Here is a 13,851-nt window from a genome sequence, read left to right as displayed (position 1 = left end):
TCCTATTTCAAGCCCATTGAAAAGCCACGCAATAAATAACGCTGCATATAGCTGGCTAAGGCCAGCATCGGTAACGAAGAAACAATTCCCACAGCCATCAGCGGCCCCCATGCGGTGCCGTCCTCGGTCATAAAATTGGCAATAAACAAAGGGAGCGTGAACTTGTCTGGGGTATGAATGAACAACAAGGAAAACAAGAATTCATTCCAACCTAAAATCATGGCAAATATCGCGGTTGCCACCAGACCCGGCGCACACAGCGGAAACACAATATAAGCAAGGCGTTTGAGCAAACGGGCACCGTCCATCGCGCCTGCCTCTTCAATTTCTATGGGAATATCGCGCACAAAGCCAAGCAACATCCAAATACAAAATGGCAAGGTATATACCTGATAAGCCAATACCAGCCCCAATTTGCTATTTAGCAGGCCTATCTGGTTCATCAAAGAATACAGCGGGATCGCCACCACAATCGGCGGCATCATCTTGATCACCAAAACCGCGAACAAAAACAACTTATCCAAGCTGGCAGGAAAACGATAACGCACCAGTGCATATGCGGCCGCAAAAGCCACCACCAGCGATATCACCGTGGCCGACACCGAAATCAATAAAGTATTGGCCACCAAACGCGGTAAATCCCCCTGCCAAAGCGCCGCGAAGGCCGCAAAACTCGGCTGCCTTGGCAAAATGCTGGCACTGGCGCGCAGGATCTCACCGGGTGGCTTCAACGCCGTGCCAAACATCCACAAAACTGGCATGATAAACAGCAATACGATGAACCAAACCAGCACGCCATGAAACTTTGTATTCATCACTTTCCTCCTTGCATGACTTTTCGGGCATAAAGCAAAGTCATCACTAAGGAGATGCTCAACATCACCAGCGCCGAGGCACTGGCCATCCCTAAATCAAAGAAACGAAAACCATACTTATAAACAAACATCGACAGGGTTTCGGTGGCATTGCCCGGTCCGCCGCCAGTCATCACATAAACTTTGTCGAACAATTTGAAGGTATCGATGGAGCGCAGCAAAAATGCCAGCATCAGCTGTTTTTGGATCAGCGGCAAGGTAATGTAAAGCAACGAACGCCAACCTTTCGCGCCATCCACCCGCGCAGCCTCACCAATATCCTTGGGGATCGACTGTAGGCCCGCCAAAATGATCAAAAATGCCATCGGCGTCCATTGCCAGGTATCCACCAGCGCAATTGAGTACAGGGCAAGATCCGGATTGAACAACCACTCTTGAGGCGCAAGCCCAACCATCACCAGCAAATGGTTAAGTAAACCATAGTCATAGTGATACCAAGAACGCCAAATGGATGAGCAAACTAAAGTCGATAACATCATCGGATAGATAATCATTGGTAAAGCAAAGCGGCGGCCCGGAAACTGTCGATGAAATAATAAGGCTAAGAACAAGCCCAATAGCACCTGAGAAATCGAGGCCACCAGTGTAAAAACAAAGGTATTTTTAATCGCCCCAATAAAGAAAAAGTCGTCAAATAATTCAGCAAAATTTGCCAAACCCACAAAGCGGAAGCTGCCGCTGTGCGGATCGGCATGACCAAAGGCGTTCAGCAGCACCGAAGCCAGCGGATAAATGGTTAACAAGCCCAAAATAATACAGCCTGGCAATAGCAACAGAGCTAATTGCTTACGATTTTCAAATAACATACACCCGATCCAACAAGGCCTTGCCAGCACAGCTTACAAGGCCTGTATCCAACAAAATTAACCTTTAATCATTCGCTCAATGCGACGTTGCGCCTGCTTTAAGGCTTGTTCGGCCGACATTTGCCCCATCATCGCCATTTGCAAGAAATCACCGAGTACACTCTCTACTTCTGCCCAGTTTTGAATGCGTGGACGTGCTTTACCGGTTTTCAGCGCGGCGGCTTGTTGTGGGTACCAACGATATTTAGCAACCACATCTTTATCGAAATAAGCGCTGGTGCGGGTAGGCGGTATACCGTAGTGAAGCGCCAAATCTTTCTGAATATCAGCGCTGGTGGCAAACCTCAGGAAGGCTTCGGCTTGTGACTTATGCTTGGCATCGGCAGGAATCGCCAATTGCCAAATCCCCAACATCGGCGAAGGCTGACCCACCTCTGCAGGTGGCGCCATAATTTCCATATCACCCACCACATTCGACACACTTGCATTGTCCAGATTTGGCACCCAGGCAGGCCACACTTCAATAGCCATGGAGACGCTGCCTTTTTGTAAAGCATCACGAACTTCATCGGCGTTATACACTTCAACACCACGCGGCGCGTACTGTTTCATGGCGAGGAAGGTTTCTAAGGCCTGTTTGGCTTGCGGCGAGTCTAAGCTTGCCTTGCCTGATGAATCGACCACATTGGCACCATAGCCCCAAAGGATCGGTAAAAAACCGGTCACAATCGGGTTGCCTTTCACACCTCGGAAAACCAAGCCCTTCACGTCTGCGCTTTGACTAATCGTCTTCGCTGCCGCCAATACCTCTGACCAAGATTGAGGCTGACTCAAATGATTTTTCTCAAACAACGCACGGTTCCAGGCAAACATGGCAACATTACCCACCATGGGTAAAGCATAAATCGGACCCTTGGCATCTGGATAACGGCCAATATTGAACGGTGCCTGAACAAAATCCGGATCGGCGACGGCATCGGATAGCGGGCTTAGCCACTGGTTTGCAAAAAACTCCGGCGCCCAAGTGTCATCCATTAGAATCACATCATAGTGACCGGTTTTTTCACGCATCGACAGCACCACACTTTCATACAAGCCCTTACTGGGACGCTTGACTAGAGTAATGCTGGTGTCTGGGTGGGCTTTCTCATACTGGTCCACCACATACTGCATGGCGTCTCCATAACTACTATCACGAGCTGCAATCACCAGCTCATCAGCATTTACAGCCAGCGAAGCGAGCATCAGGGTGCTGGCCATTAGTGTCCGTTGGAACATTGGATTCTCCTTGTCTTGATTAATTCTAGTGATCGATGTTTTGCACTCGCGTGCAATTTCGAATTCAAGACTAGGCTGGAAAAGTGTCAGTTATATGACCGAAACATGAAGTTTATTGGGACGCTAAAGGCAAACCGAAATACTGAAGCTCATCGCAGCCCATCAGCAGATGATTTAGCACAAGTGAAGCCTCGCACAGCTTGTTTATTCAGGCGAGGCTCGCCGTTCAGGAGTCGACATGGACATAGGCTGAACTCAAAAAAGTAACAATCTCTAGAGTTTTCAAAAGCATCAGCGCAAGTAATTCACGATAAAGGATTGATATGACCTGCTAGGCCAGTAACAAGCAAATCTCATGGTATAAGTTGTAAATCATCAAGTTAGCGAGAGTCCATCTCGGTTATTTTCAGCGTCAGCAATTGTTTTTGCCACTGCGCTTTATCAACACCGTCCAACCAGATGGTGTCGCTATTGCGAGTTTGTCCCTTACGCAAATAACTCTCGGGCAGTCTAAAGATGGCTTGCCAAACCTTTAGCTCTTGCTTGCTCAGCAAATCACCCGAGTCTGCAAATAGGTTCACTGCTAGTGCAACCTGCACATAATTTTTACTGCCGGTATTTACCAATTCAAAGTTTAAACCTAAGCGATCCTGAGCATCCCACTGACTACTCAGCAAACTCACCTTCACCCCGTTTTTAGCCGTAGACTTCAATAGTTCGGCCTGAGCGATGGCCGCCGAACTCAAACTTACCGAGGGAGCAGAAAGCTCCGTAGCCGACCCAGCGGCTGGCTTTTCGACAGCTTCTACAGTCGCTTGGCCACTCACCTCACTAGCAGAGTTTACAAACACATACTCCCAAGTGAAATCGTCGTTGAGTTGCACTCGTGCGCCATTTTCGAGAACAAGGGTGGCAACTTTTTCCGGCTGAAGCTGGTCTGCCAAACTGGGGATCACCCAAAACAAACAACAAATTGCGCTATAAACAGAGAATTTTTTAAACATAGATAGCTACCAGTCACATAAGATGGCTCTAGCATAAACAAGCCGTCGTGAAATTAATACTGTTGTCAGTCCGCCAAAACCGTAAATAGCGGCAATATTGCCGACTGCATGACACCTCATTTGCTTAAAATAAATTTAATCGAGTCACAAAACAGTAGCTAGCAGAAAAAGCATCAGGAAAATACGCTGCCAAGTGTTCAAATAAATCAAACTTAACTGAGTCAAAGCAGAGCCGAGCTATATCACTGCAAGCGCTTGAAACTTAGGCTTGAAAGTAATAAATTGAAGCTGAAATCACGCACATTTCAAGCGTCCTTACTCATCACCAACCGCACCCGCAAAGGAGCAAGATGTTTATTGTTTCACTGAACTACATCTGCGATTTAGCAGACGTAGAAACACACTTAGATGCCCATATCCAATATTTAGATCGCCACTACGCCGCCGGAGTATTTCTGGCGTCTGGTCGCAAAGTACCGCGCACCGGTGGAGTGATCCTCGCGCAAGCCGATAGCCGCACCGCCCTAGATGCGATCTTGGCCGAGGACCCTTTCAAGATCCATCAACTAGCTGAATATGAGGTGACTGAATTTATTCCAACAAAAACCTCGCCAGCCTTGGAGTTTTTGGCAAGCTAAACTGACTCTGTCGCCTTACTACAAAACATTGTTACGGCGAATCAAAGGCGAGAGTCCTCAAGCTGTCACTCTACCAAAGCTGATAAGCGCAATTTGTCTTAAACGAGATTGCGCTGCTTTGGCGCTGACAAAGTTGCCGATAAAACATAAAAAACTGCCAAAACAAGCAATCATAGTCAGTCTCGCCAAAGGCTCCGCTTTTGTTGGTAAACAAGTGCTTACTCTTTGATTATTTTAGCGAAATAAGCACTTGCTATCACTCTCGCCTTGGCATTTAATGCAAGCATACCCTCGTGAATTTGCACATTTTCTCAGCAACACTCAAGTTGAGCGAAGGGGGTGGTTCAATGCTTAAAAGTCATCCTGTTATTTAGGAATAATCGAATGGATCTACATCTCTGGCTGATGTTCTGTCTGGCCTATTTGATCACCACCCTGTCGCCGGGACCCAATGTATTATTAGTGCTAAAAAACAGCATTCAACGGGGGTGGCAATCGGCCTTCATCACCATTCTCGGGAATTTAAGCTGCCAAGCGATCATCGTTTATTTAGTTGCCATTGGTATTGGACAACTGATCCAAGCCCTTCCTTTTTGGTTTATGGTCATGAAGCTGCTGGGCGGTATTTACTTAATATATCTCGGGATCAAAAGCCTCAGATCCCTTAACGTTTCAAGCCATACCAGCCCAAGCCCCAAGCCGCAGAGTCAACGCTCTCTCTGGGCCTTGTTTATCGAAGCCTTTAGCGTGTCCGCCAGTAACCCGAAAACCTTAATTTTTCTATCGGCCTTCCTCCCACAATTTCTGAATACCGAACAAGCCACCGAAGGGCAGTTTTATCTGATGTTTATCAGCATTGGTTGCATTGTGACCAGTGTTCACCTGAGCTACGCATACGCCATCGGCTATTTAGGCAAGCGCTTTTCTTTCCAGAACTTTGAGCGACGGGTGGCTAAAGTAACCGGCGGATTGCTGATCACCATGGGCGGCGGTATGTTGTTGAGTCAGCGCGCTTAATCAGCGCTGTCAACTCAGCACCACCGAAGAGCACAATGAAGAGCACAATATAGGAGAAACAATATGGATTATTGGCTATTTTTATTACTCTGTTTGGCGGCTACCTTTTCACCCGGTCCCGCAGTATTGTTGGTGGTAAAAAACGCCGCCAACTATGGTGTGAATTATTCCCTCAGTGGGATCCTGGGCAATATCACCGCGATGCTCTGCTTGGCCAGCTTATCGGCGGCGGGCCTCGGCGCAATTATCTTAGCATCCACAGTGATGTTCACGGCGATCAAAGTCGTCGGCGGGATCTACCTTATTTATCTTGGCTTAAAGTCTTGGCTTGCCAGCCGAACCCTGAGTTTAAGCAACGATGCTCCCCCCCAACTTGATACAATCAGTCGCAAAAAGCTATTTCGCGAAGCCTATATTGTTGGCGTGAGTAATCCAAAAGCCATTGCATTTTATACTGCCTTGTTTCCACAATTCATCCACCACGATCAAGCAATGCCAGAGCAATTTTTGTTGCTTGGCGGCACCTTTGCCCTATGCTCATTCAGCGCGCTGTTGGTCTATGCACTCACCAGCAAGCAGCTCAGCCCTTATTTACGAAAACAAAATGTGAGTCGTCTATTTCATCGAATCACTGGCGGGGTATTTGTCGGCTTTGGTTTATCACTGTTACTTAGCCCCCACAAAAGCTAACTACGCAAATAACCAACGAACAGAACGCCAATTCAAGGAACCATCGATGAACATTAAAGAATTTTCTCAACGCAGTGGTTTATCGGCGCATACGCTGCGCTATTACGAGAAGATAGGCTTACTCAAGGGCATTCAGCGCAATGCCAGCGGCCATCGCAACTACCGTTCGCAAGATTTGGAGTGGGCTAACTTCATCATTCGTTTAAAAGAAACCGCAATGCCACTGTGCGACATTTTGCAATATGCCCGACTACGCGAACAAGGCCCAAGCACCCATGCCAACCGCCAAGCCCTGCTCGAACAACATCAAGCCAAGCTGAGCACGCATATTCAATCCCAACAACAACACCTCGCGGCATTGGAGCAAAAAATAAATTGGTATCATCGCCAAGTAGCGCTTGACTTAGAGTGAACTCGAAGTTGTACAGTGTGGTTTCTCAATACAGAAACGGAGCTTGCCCATGGACAACACCAGATACCAAATCGGCCTGGAACAACTGAGTAAAATTGATGGCGAAGCCGGCCATCAAGTGATCGAAAGCCTGAAAGACATCTGCCCCGATTTAGCCAGATATACCATCGAGTATCCCTTTGGCGACATTTACAGCCGACCGGGACTCGATTTGAAATCACGAGAAATTGCCACCGTTGCGGCTCTCACCGCCATGGGCAACTGCCAACCCCAGCTCAAGGTACACTTACAAGCGGCGCTCAATGTCGGTTGCAGCGAAGCAGAGCTTAAAGAGGTGATCTTACAAATGTCGGTTTATGCTGGCTTTCCAGCAGCATTAAATGGGATGTTTGCCTTAAAAGAAATATTACAAGCCGCAGATTAAGGCTTAAGCCCCCCGCCTCAATGACGCTCGACCCGAAGCGTTCCGCCAATAACCCTCCCTTTGAGCAATAGACCGAAAGGGAGCTGCGGCACTCACCGTGCCGCGCCCTTTGCTCTCGAAGCGAGCGAACGACCCCAGCCCTCGAAATTTCAATCACAAGCCAAACGTTAGGGATTCGGGATGAGCATAAGCGAAAACATGAATAATCGATAGGCAGTGACATGATTTGCCATATCAGCATCGGTTGCGCCATGGCCAAATAAACTAATGGTAATGAGTTTTGGACTGATACCAATCTAACTCATTATCGGTTGACTATTACTCGTCTAAATCACCGCGAACTGCGTGATGTATCTTGTCATGAGAGCCACGAGTGACTGCGCTTGATATCTGGTTATCGACAGATTGATTCTGCGCAATAACTGGCTCATATCATAAATCAGCTTGGTATGAATTTGGGGTTCAAAAAGAGCCTAGCGCCGTTGAGTGGGATCGGTGTTGGACCCACCGGGATGTTATCACCGGAGCCATCACCGCCTTTACCAGCATCGACGCTAATTTTTATAGCCACAACCTTGTTTGCCCTCTCCTTCCCCTGGGTAGGGCTTTGGCTGCTGTTTGGCTGCATGCTAAAAAAGTGCTCAGGCAAAACAAAGACCGACAATGATTTAACCATGCAATGGCCGGATGGCTCTGCACATCGGTGGATCCGGCATGCCTGAAAATGATTCAAGAATTGCGAGCCCTAACTTAAGGCTCGCAGATGCCCATCAACTAACGATTTTCTAAACGGCTGTAATCGAAGATCCCACCACTAATTGGCTCGGCCTGCAAATAGGCTTGATGCAATCTATCGCTATAGGGCCAAAACTCTGAGCTAGTTCGGCGAACCCCAAAACGCTTCATCAATTGCTGGTAAGCCAACTCGTTATTCACATGCAGCAGCTGCTGTTGCAATTGCTTTAATTCGCTTTCTTGTACTTGCCAAAAAGCAGCGGGGTAGGCCCCCACAAGGCCAGGCAACAAAGTCAGCGTATCATTATCTGGCAAACGATATTTATCTTCCAAGAACAAGCTAGAGATGTTGGCATGGGCGTTATTTCGGAGTAGCGTAAAATACTGGCTCTGTGAACTTTCTGGCTGAACCACCTGAATAAACACCACTTGCGGTAACCATTTGATCGCTCCCCCCTTCCAGGCCGCCAGCTGGGAAGCAAAATCATTCACCGCTCGCGAATAATGGATCGGATCAATTTGGTACTTCGAACTCTGTACCGCAGCAAGCTTGGTTGATAACTTATTGTATAACTGCTGCTTATAGGGCAAATCTTGGTTATAGTGAACCGAGCTTTTAAAGAAAGCTTCTTGCGGGCGCGACTCAACAAACTTAATAATTTCTTTGTCAGCGTCAACATACCAACGACGTAACTCATCATAACGCGCTTGCGCTGGTAACAAAGAAGCAAAGTTAAACTCACCTTCCATACGTAAGAAATCCATATATAAACGTGTGACCAGTTGATGCCCCAAGTTACCATAGGGATCGTAGCCTGCCACCAATAAATAATGGATCCGTTCAAACAGGGAATAATCGAGGATCCAAGCCGTTTTAGGTGGCTTACCCACCGAACCTCGTACCACACTGGCACTATCAAAATGACGGAAAATCGTCAGCGCAGCATTGCTGTTGTTACCATCACCATCCCAGATCAAATCTAAATCTATGCGGCCAGCATCTTCCTTCAACCAGTTTTGCTGGCTCTTGATCCGCGCTTCCATATATTGGCGGTGCCGTTTCGAATACGAGATCCAAGTACTCAGTGGCAAAACGTTACTCTGCTCTACCGAGGGCATCCGCAAGTGCTCACTTTGAGCCGCTAAAAAGTCGGCCTGTAGTTTTTCATACTGATGAGCAGGCGTAACAAAATACACCCAAAAATGATCCTGAATCACATTCAAAGCCACCTGTCCTCGACAGACTGGCCCCTTCATGAAACCCATAATGAAGGTTTCCGCGTCATCCAACATAAAGCGATAGCGCGAGTTAACCGGAAAATCTCGAAAGGCTACAAAAGGATTTCCTGCTACATCAGGCTGGTAAGACGGTAATTGTTCAACTTTAATATTGTCAGCCAAAAACCAAGATTTCCAGCGTTCTGCTCGCGCTTCATCAAGATGATAAGGAATGTGGGTCTTCACCACTATACTCTCACGCTCAGGCATTAAACGGTAATAAACCCGCGCCACCCCAGGGTCGTCATAAGGTCGGCGGGTTGCGATTTCATCGACCGGAAAACCGGGTGCGGTGCGCGAACGAACCAGTTTAAAAAAAGCCGGACGTTTACTTTGTGAATCGTCAAAATAAAGATGAGTGATAAACAAGTGCTCATACAGATAGCGACTCATCAATTGTTCTTTTAGTGAATCACCATTAAGCAATGCTTCCCAACGTTTAACTTGCGCTGCAAACTGTTGGTGATGCTGCAAATCGTCAGCCATTGGCGCTCCGCTCACAAGCCATGCAGTGAGGCTATCAAACTCGGCATCACTGAGCGCTGGTAAACCGTAGGGCATGCCCCACTCTGGATGAGAAGCCTGAACCTTAGAGGCATATTCCTCGATACCAACACACTGTTGAGCGCGATCTAAGGCAAAATCATAGGCATTGGGATCCAGAATATCTTGCTGACTATCAACAAAATCTCGCTTTTGCTTCAGCGCTTGATACATCAGACCACCTTCCTGGTTCGCCTGTTCACTTTGGATCCGCTCATTCAGCACTGGGTTAAAACCTTTTTGACGCCAAGCTTGAGTAGAACGCGCATCGGTATATAAGCGACTGGTAGGGTCGGCGATCAAACGACTGGAATTATACACCCGTGCAGTGGTTAAACCTCGGTCTATGCCCGCAGCAGAAGTCAGCTTGAGCTGACAAGGCGCATCATAACAGGCATGACACATCACACAGCGTTGGTCGAGGATCGGTTTCACTTCTTCTAGGAAGTTTGCGCTCGGCGGGTAATCTTCAGAATAAATCCGAGTCTGCACCGTAGCTTGACCAAAGCGCTGGTCAAACTGCTGAATGATAATGCTGGAACAGCCAACCACTACCACCAGCAAAAGGCCTAATACTGTAAAACGTCGAAACATAATTCATCCCTGTAATGAGGCAATGGCGTTAAGTAGCGATTGCCCACCCTCATTATTTTTAAGCCGTTAGTGGTTCATATCAGCAAGACAAGCTAGATAACTCCCGCCTATCTTGCTAAATCATAGAAAACAGCACACCAATCACCGACAAGCGCCCGCAAAAAGTATTGCAATTTTATGTATTGATCTTGACCCGATAAAGTAGACACCACTTACGCTCCCCTTACCCTATCTTCGTATTCCATCGGACTTAGGTAATATAAACTTGAGTGCAGTCTAAAACGATTATAAAAATGCTGCACATAACCTGCTACTTTATCTCTCAAATCCCACTCACTTGTAAAGTGATTCGATTTAATTAAGTCACCTTTTAAAGTATGAAAGAACGATTCCATTTCTGCGTTATCGGTACAATGGCCTGGGCGGTTCATACTAGGGCGAACACCGTGCTTTTTTAGCAGTGCTTGCACTTCGTGAGCTCTGTATTCAGCACCTCTATCGGTGTGAAACACCAACCCAGCCTGTGGCTTTCTATTTCTAAAAGCCATGTGTAACGACGCCATCGTTACCTCAGTAGTTTTACGCTGATTTAACGACCAACCCACCACTTTTCGCGAGTAGAGGTCGATAACCACTGCTAGGTATAACCAACGATTACCTTGACGAATATAGGTTAAGTCTCCTGCCCATTGTTCGTTAACAGCAGTTGGTTTTGGCATATCTTTAAGCCCGATTTCAGATAATAACTGCGACATTCATGGAAAGGTGTAGAAGAGGAAGCCAACTGCCGAAAGTGGTACGCTCTTCTCGCCAAAGAAACAAGCAGTACTACCATGAATTATCAGCAGTTGACCGAGGGGAGAAGATATCAGATTTCAGCCCTTTTGGAACAGGGGATTTCAGTACCAGAAATTGCCAATACAGTTAAATGCCACCGCTCAACTATTTATCGAGAGTTGAAGCGATGTGGTAAGAAGGATCAGTATCTGCCAGATAGAGCCCATCAATTAGCGGTAGTGAAACGAAGGCAAGCTCGTAAGTATCGAATATCTCAGTCACGCATAGGTTTTGTAGAATTGTTGCTGACTATTGATTGGAGTCCAGAGCAAATACTTAATGTCTTAACCCGCGCTGGAGCTAACGTGAGTCATGAGTGGATTTACCGTTTTGTTGCTCGTAATAAGCGACAGGGTGGCAAACTCTTTCGACACTTACGCCAAGGCCACAAACGGTATCGACGAGGTAAGAAAGAGAAAGCGCCTGCTATCAAAAATGCGGTTTCGATAGATGAACGGCCAGAAGTTGTTGAGAGCCGCGAACGTTTTGGTGACTGGGAAATTGATACGGTTTTAGGTAAACACGGGACAGGAGCTGTCATCACCATTTTAGAGCGTAAAACACGTTTCTATCTGACAAAAAAAGTTCCCTCAAAGTCGGCAAAAGATGTGACGAAAGCAACCATTGATATGCTAATGCCTTACAAAGAATTCGTTCATACAATTACAGCTGACAATGGTCGCGAATTTGCTGGCCATGAAGAAATAGCAGAGGCATTGGAGGCCGAGGTTTACTTTGCTCATCCCTATAGCTCTTGGGAGCGAGGAGCGAATGAAAACGCTAATGGCTTATTGAGACAATACGTTAAAAAAGGAACAGACCTAAGAACTGTCAGTGATGAGGATATTGAGAGGGCTCAGCGAAGGATAAATTATCGTCCGAAAAAATGTTTAGGATTCAAGCAACCCGCCGTCATTTTCAAAGAAATAATGGAGGCGGCTTGAGAATTAAGAATGTCGCAGTTCGGAGTTGAATTCGGGAGTATTTTATTTATTATTATTTTTAGAATACTAAAAGCCAATTGCGCTATGCGCCTTTCTGAGAATCCGCACGTAGTGCGAATAAATAAATTTAATTGCCTATTTACATTTAGTTGCCTATTTACATTTAATAAATATATGATAAATGTATTACACAACCGTTCCAAAAAGAGGATGTCATGACTAAATATAATGAACTACCACAATTGCCAAAAATTGAAAAACAAGCCAATAATTTTGTTAAATCAAAATGCTGTTAGAGAAACTAACTTCATAAAGTCATTTTAAAAACCAAGAGGTTTTTATTTATTTTCTATATTGCTTCATAACGAAACAATCAGAACAAAAGAAAATAGATCTATTAAAATAAGCATAAAGAAATTACAAGAAACATATAAAATATTTAGAGGAGAGTCAAAGTACAGGGCGGGAGCATACTTTGATGGATTTATAACCCAAAGAAGACTCGTGCCCGATAATCCAGGGCGGGAGCATACTTTGATGGATTTATAACCCAAAGAAGACTCGTGCCCGATAATCGTCGTTCCATCCCGCTTTCTTCAACTTCACTTTGTGACTTGGCGCTCCACAATCGCATTGTTTGAGCATGTTCATCACAAAACGTCTAAATAGAGCTATGTTTTCCACCGCTCCGTCTAAAGTAATGCGAGAGTTATCCTCTTTAAAAACAACATCTAATACGTAATGCTGGCTGTTTTCAATTCGCCAATGCTGACGAATATAGTGGCCTAACAATTTGTGATTCGGTGACATTGAGCTTATGTAATACGAGGTATCTACAGTGCCTTTCCCATTTATCACGCGGTGGCGTTCCACTGCTATGATGCTTCTTACCGTTGGCCATTTCTTTGCTAACTCTTCGGGCAACTTGGCCTTTAGTTGAAAGACGTATCGCTCTTCGCTACGACCATGGTGTTTTTCTTTAATTTCAGTGACGACCTTCTCTTTACCAGCATCAAAGACGGCTTGAAACTGCTCAACAACAGCCGCTCTCAACTTTGGTTGGTTGTTTTTTACTTGAACGACAACATGAGCCTTCTTTTCTGCGATTTTCTCTAGTGTATCGCGCTGACAATGTAGAGCATCAACGGTGACAACACTGCCTTTTACGTTAATAACATCAAGCATTTGGCGCACAACGCTAATCTCGCCGTTCTTGTTCGCTGTCGGTTTCTGACTCAGAACGAGACCTCGTTCAGTATCATAGGCTGTAACCAATTGTAATGCTGTTTTCTTGTTATTTCGGTACGAGCCACGCAGTACTTTTCCGTCAAATGCGATGATGGCTCTGTTTTGACTCGTTCGCTGCTCGTTAATCCACAGAGCTAATGCCTCAAGCAAAGACTCCGCGACAACAGAACGCAAAATGCGTGCAATCGTGTGTCGTCTTGGGATCCCGTGTTCAAATGGTCTATATTTCCTCAGCCAGCCCAACTTCTCTTCTCCATAATATTCAATGTCTTGCCAGCCTTCACATCCTGATGCGATAGCACTGATAACAAGGAAAATCACGTCAATAAGGTCATGCTTTTGATTGATGTCAGATCGAGTATCCTCGACGACTGATAAATGTTCAATTATGTTCAAAATAACTATGTAGCTTAGGGTTTAGAGGTATTAGATCATATCTGTTAACAAAGTGCGATCCCGCCCTGAGTCAAAGTATGATCCAATGGATTTCTTAAACCAAGTTAATAATGGTATATTTTGATATTATAT

The 13,851-nt window shown here is 45.9% G+C and carries 12 protein-coding genes and 1 pseudogene; 6 read left to right on the top strand and 7 right to left on the bottom strand.

Annotated elements, in window-relative coordinates:
* Positions 1-2: 2 nt before the first annotated feature.
* The 4 genes from ACRRS1_RS04205 to ACRRS1_RS04190 all read right to left on the bottom strand — a co-directional run bounded on the left by ACRRS1_RS04205 (position 3) and on the right by ACRRS1_RS04190 (position 3,963).
* Complete coding sequence (locus tag ACRRS1_RS04205) at positions 3-815, bottom strand: carbohydrate ABC transporter permease (RefSeq protein WP_432461009.1); 813 nt, start codon at positions 813-815, stop codon at positions 3-5.
* On the bottom strand, positions 815-1,681 hold the full coding sequence (locus ACRRS1_RS04200; RefSeq protein WP_432454398.1) for a carbohydrate ABC transporter permease: 867 nt from the start codon (positions 1,679-1,681) through the stop codon (positions 815-817). Before ACRRS1_RS04200 ends, ACRRS1_RS04205 begins: the two co-directional genes overlap by 1 nt.
* 57 nt (positions 1,682-1,738) lie before the next feature.
* Positions 1,739-2,959: an ABC transporter substrate-binding protein gene (locus ACRRS1_RS04195; RefSeq protein WP_432468323.1), complete on the bottom strand. Its 1,221-nt coding sequence runs from the start codon at positions 2,957-2,959 to the stop codon at positions 1,739-1,741.
* Positions 2,960-3,339: 380 nt separating this feature from the next.
* On the bottom strand, positions 3,340-3,963 hold the full coding sequence (locus ACRRS1_RS04190) for a DUF3157 family protein (protein ID WP_432468324.1): 624 nt from the start codon (positions 3,961-3,963) through the stop codon (positions 3,340-3,342).
* A 350-nt stretch (positions 3,964-4,313) separates the two neighbouring features.
* On the opposite strand from ACRRS1_RS04190, the gene ACRRS1_RS04185 reads away from it, so the two are divergent.
* From ACRRS1_RS04185 to ACRRS1_RS04165, 5 genes are all read left to right on the top strand, one after another.
* Positions 4,314-4,601, top strand: coding sequence for a YciI family protein (locus tag ACRRS1_RS04185; RefSeq protein WP_432454403.1), 288 nt, complete (start codon positions 4,314-4,316; stop codon positions 4,599-4,601).
* Between the two features lie 384 nt (positions 4,602-4,985).
* Positions 4,986-5,618, top strand: a complete 633-nt coding sequence (locus tag ACRRS1_RS04180; protein ID WP_432468325.1) for a LysE family translocator — start codon at positions 4,986-4,988, stop codon at positions 5,616-5,618.
* A gap of 63 nt (positions 5,619-5,681) precedes the next feature.
* Positions 5,682-6,308, top strand: coding sequence for a LysE family translocator (locus ACRRS1_RS04175; protein ID WP_432454406.1), 627 nt, complete (start codon positions 5,682-5,684; stop codon positions 6,306-6,308).
* Between the two features lie 46 nt (positions 6,309-6,354).
* Positions 6,355-6,720: a MerR family transcriptional regulator gene (locus ACRRS1_RS04170; protein WP_432461004.1), complete on the top strand. Its 366-nt coding sequence runs from the start codon at positions 6,355-6,357 to the stop codon at positions 6,718-6,720.
* Positions 6,721-6,769: 49 nt separating this feature from the next.
* Positions 6,770-7,144 (top strand): carboxymuconolactone decarboxylase family protein, encoded by a 375-nt coding sequence (locus ACRRS1_RS04165; protein WP_432454409.1) that lies wholly within the window; start codon positions 6,770-6,772, stop codon positions 7,142-7,144.
* Between the two features lie 774 nt (positions 7,145-7,918).
* Here ACRRS1_RS04165 and ACRRS1_RS04160 read toward each other — a convergent pair.
* The gene (locus ACRRS1_RS04160) at positions 7,919-10,294 is read right to left on the bottom strand and encodes a fatty acid cis/trans isomerase (protein ID WP_432468326.1); all 2,376 of its coding nucleotides are present in this window, start codon (positions 10,292-10,294) and stop codon (positions 7,919-7,921) included.
* Between the two features lie 212 nt (positions 10,295-10,506).
* Positions 10,507-11,019: pseudogene (locus ACRRS1_RS04155) on the bottom strand (IS3 family transposase); the annotation flags it as partial.
* A gap of 108 nt (positions 11,020-11,127) precedes the next feature.
* On the opposite strand from ACRRS1_RS04155, the gene ACRRS1_RS04150 reads away from it, so the two are divergent.
* A complete protein-coding gene (locus ACRRS1_RS04150; RefSeq protein WP_432468327.1) occupies positions 11,128-12,075 on the top strand; it encodes an IS30 family transposase in 948 nt (315 codons plus the stop codon).
* Between the two features lie 543 nt (positions 12,076-12,618).
* Here ACRRS1_RS04150 and ACRRS1_RS04145 read toward each other — a convergent pair.
* A complete protein-coding gene (locus ACRRS1_RS04145; protein ID WP_432468127.1) occupies positions 12,619-13,719 on the bottom strand; it encodes an ISAs1 family transposase in 1,101 nt (366 codons plus the stop codon).
* Positions 13,720-13,851 lie beyond the last annotated feature (132 nt).

It is taken from the genome of Agarivorans sp. Z349TD_8 (assembly GCF_050870825.2).
In the GTDB taxonomy this organism is placed as follows: domain Bacteria; phylum Pseudomonadota; class Gammaproteobacteria; order Enterobacterales; family Celerinatantimonadaceae; genus Agarivorans.
The sequence above is the reverse complement of the archived record's forward strand: the minus strand, read 5'-3'. Positions and strand labels throughout refer to the sequence as shown.

Bases quoted from the DNA above. Each gene is read 5' to 3' on its own strand.
- ACRRS1_RS04205 (WP_432461009.1), bottom strand. From the start codon at position 815: ATGAATACAAAGTTTCATGGCGTGCTGGTTTGGTTCATCGTATTGCTG.
- ACRRS1_RS04200 (WP_432454398.1), bottom strand. From the start codon at position 1,681: ATGTTATTTGAAAATCGTAAGCAATTAGCTCTGTTGCTATTGCCAGGC.
- ACRRS1_RS04195 (WP_432468323.1), bottom strand. From the start codon at position 2,959: ATGTTCCAACGGACACTAATGGCCAGCACCCTGATGCTCGCTTCGCTG.
- ACRRS1_RS04190 (WP_432468324.1), bottom strand. From the start codon at position 3,963: ATGTTTAAAAAATTCTCTGTTTATAGCGCAATTTGTTGTTTGTTTTGG.
- ACRRS1_RS04185 (WP_432454403.1), top strand. From the start codon at position 4,314: ATGTTTATTGTTTCACTGAACTACATCTGCGATTTAGCAGACGTAGAA.
- ACRRS1_RS04180 (WP_432468325.1), top strand. From the start codon at position 4,986: ATGGATCTACATCTCTGGCTGATGTTCTGTCTGGCCTATTTGATCACC.
- ACRRS1_RS04175 (WP_432454406.1), top strand. From the start codon at position 5,682: ATGGATTATTGGCTATTTTTATTACTCTGTTTGGCGGCTACCTTTTCA.
- ACRRS1_RS04170 (WP_432461004.1), top strand. From the start codon at position 6,355: ATGAACATTAAAGAATTTTCTCAACGCAGTGGTTTATCGGCGCATACG.
- ACRRS1_RS04165 (WP_432454409.1), top strand. From the start codon at position 6,770: ATGGACAACACCAGATACCAAATCGGCCTGGAACAACTGAGTAAAATT.
- ACRRS1_RS04160 (WP_432468326.1), bottom strand. From the start codon at position 10,294: ATGTTTCGACGTTTTACAGTATTAGGCCTTTTGCTGGTGGTAGTGGTT.
- ACRRS1_RS04150 (WP_432468327.1), top strand. From the start codon at position 11,128: ATGAATTATCAGCAGTTGACCGAGGGGAGAAGATATCAGATTTCAGCC.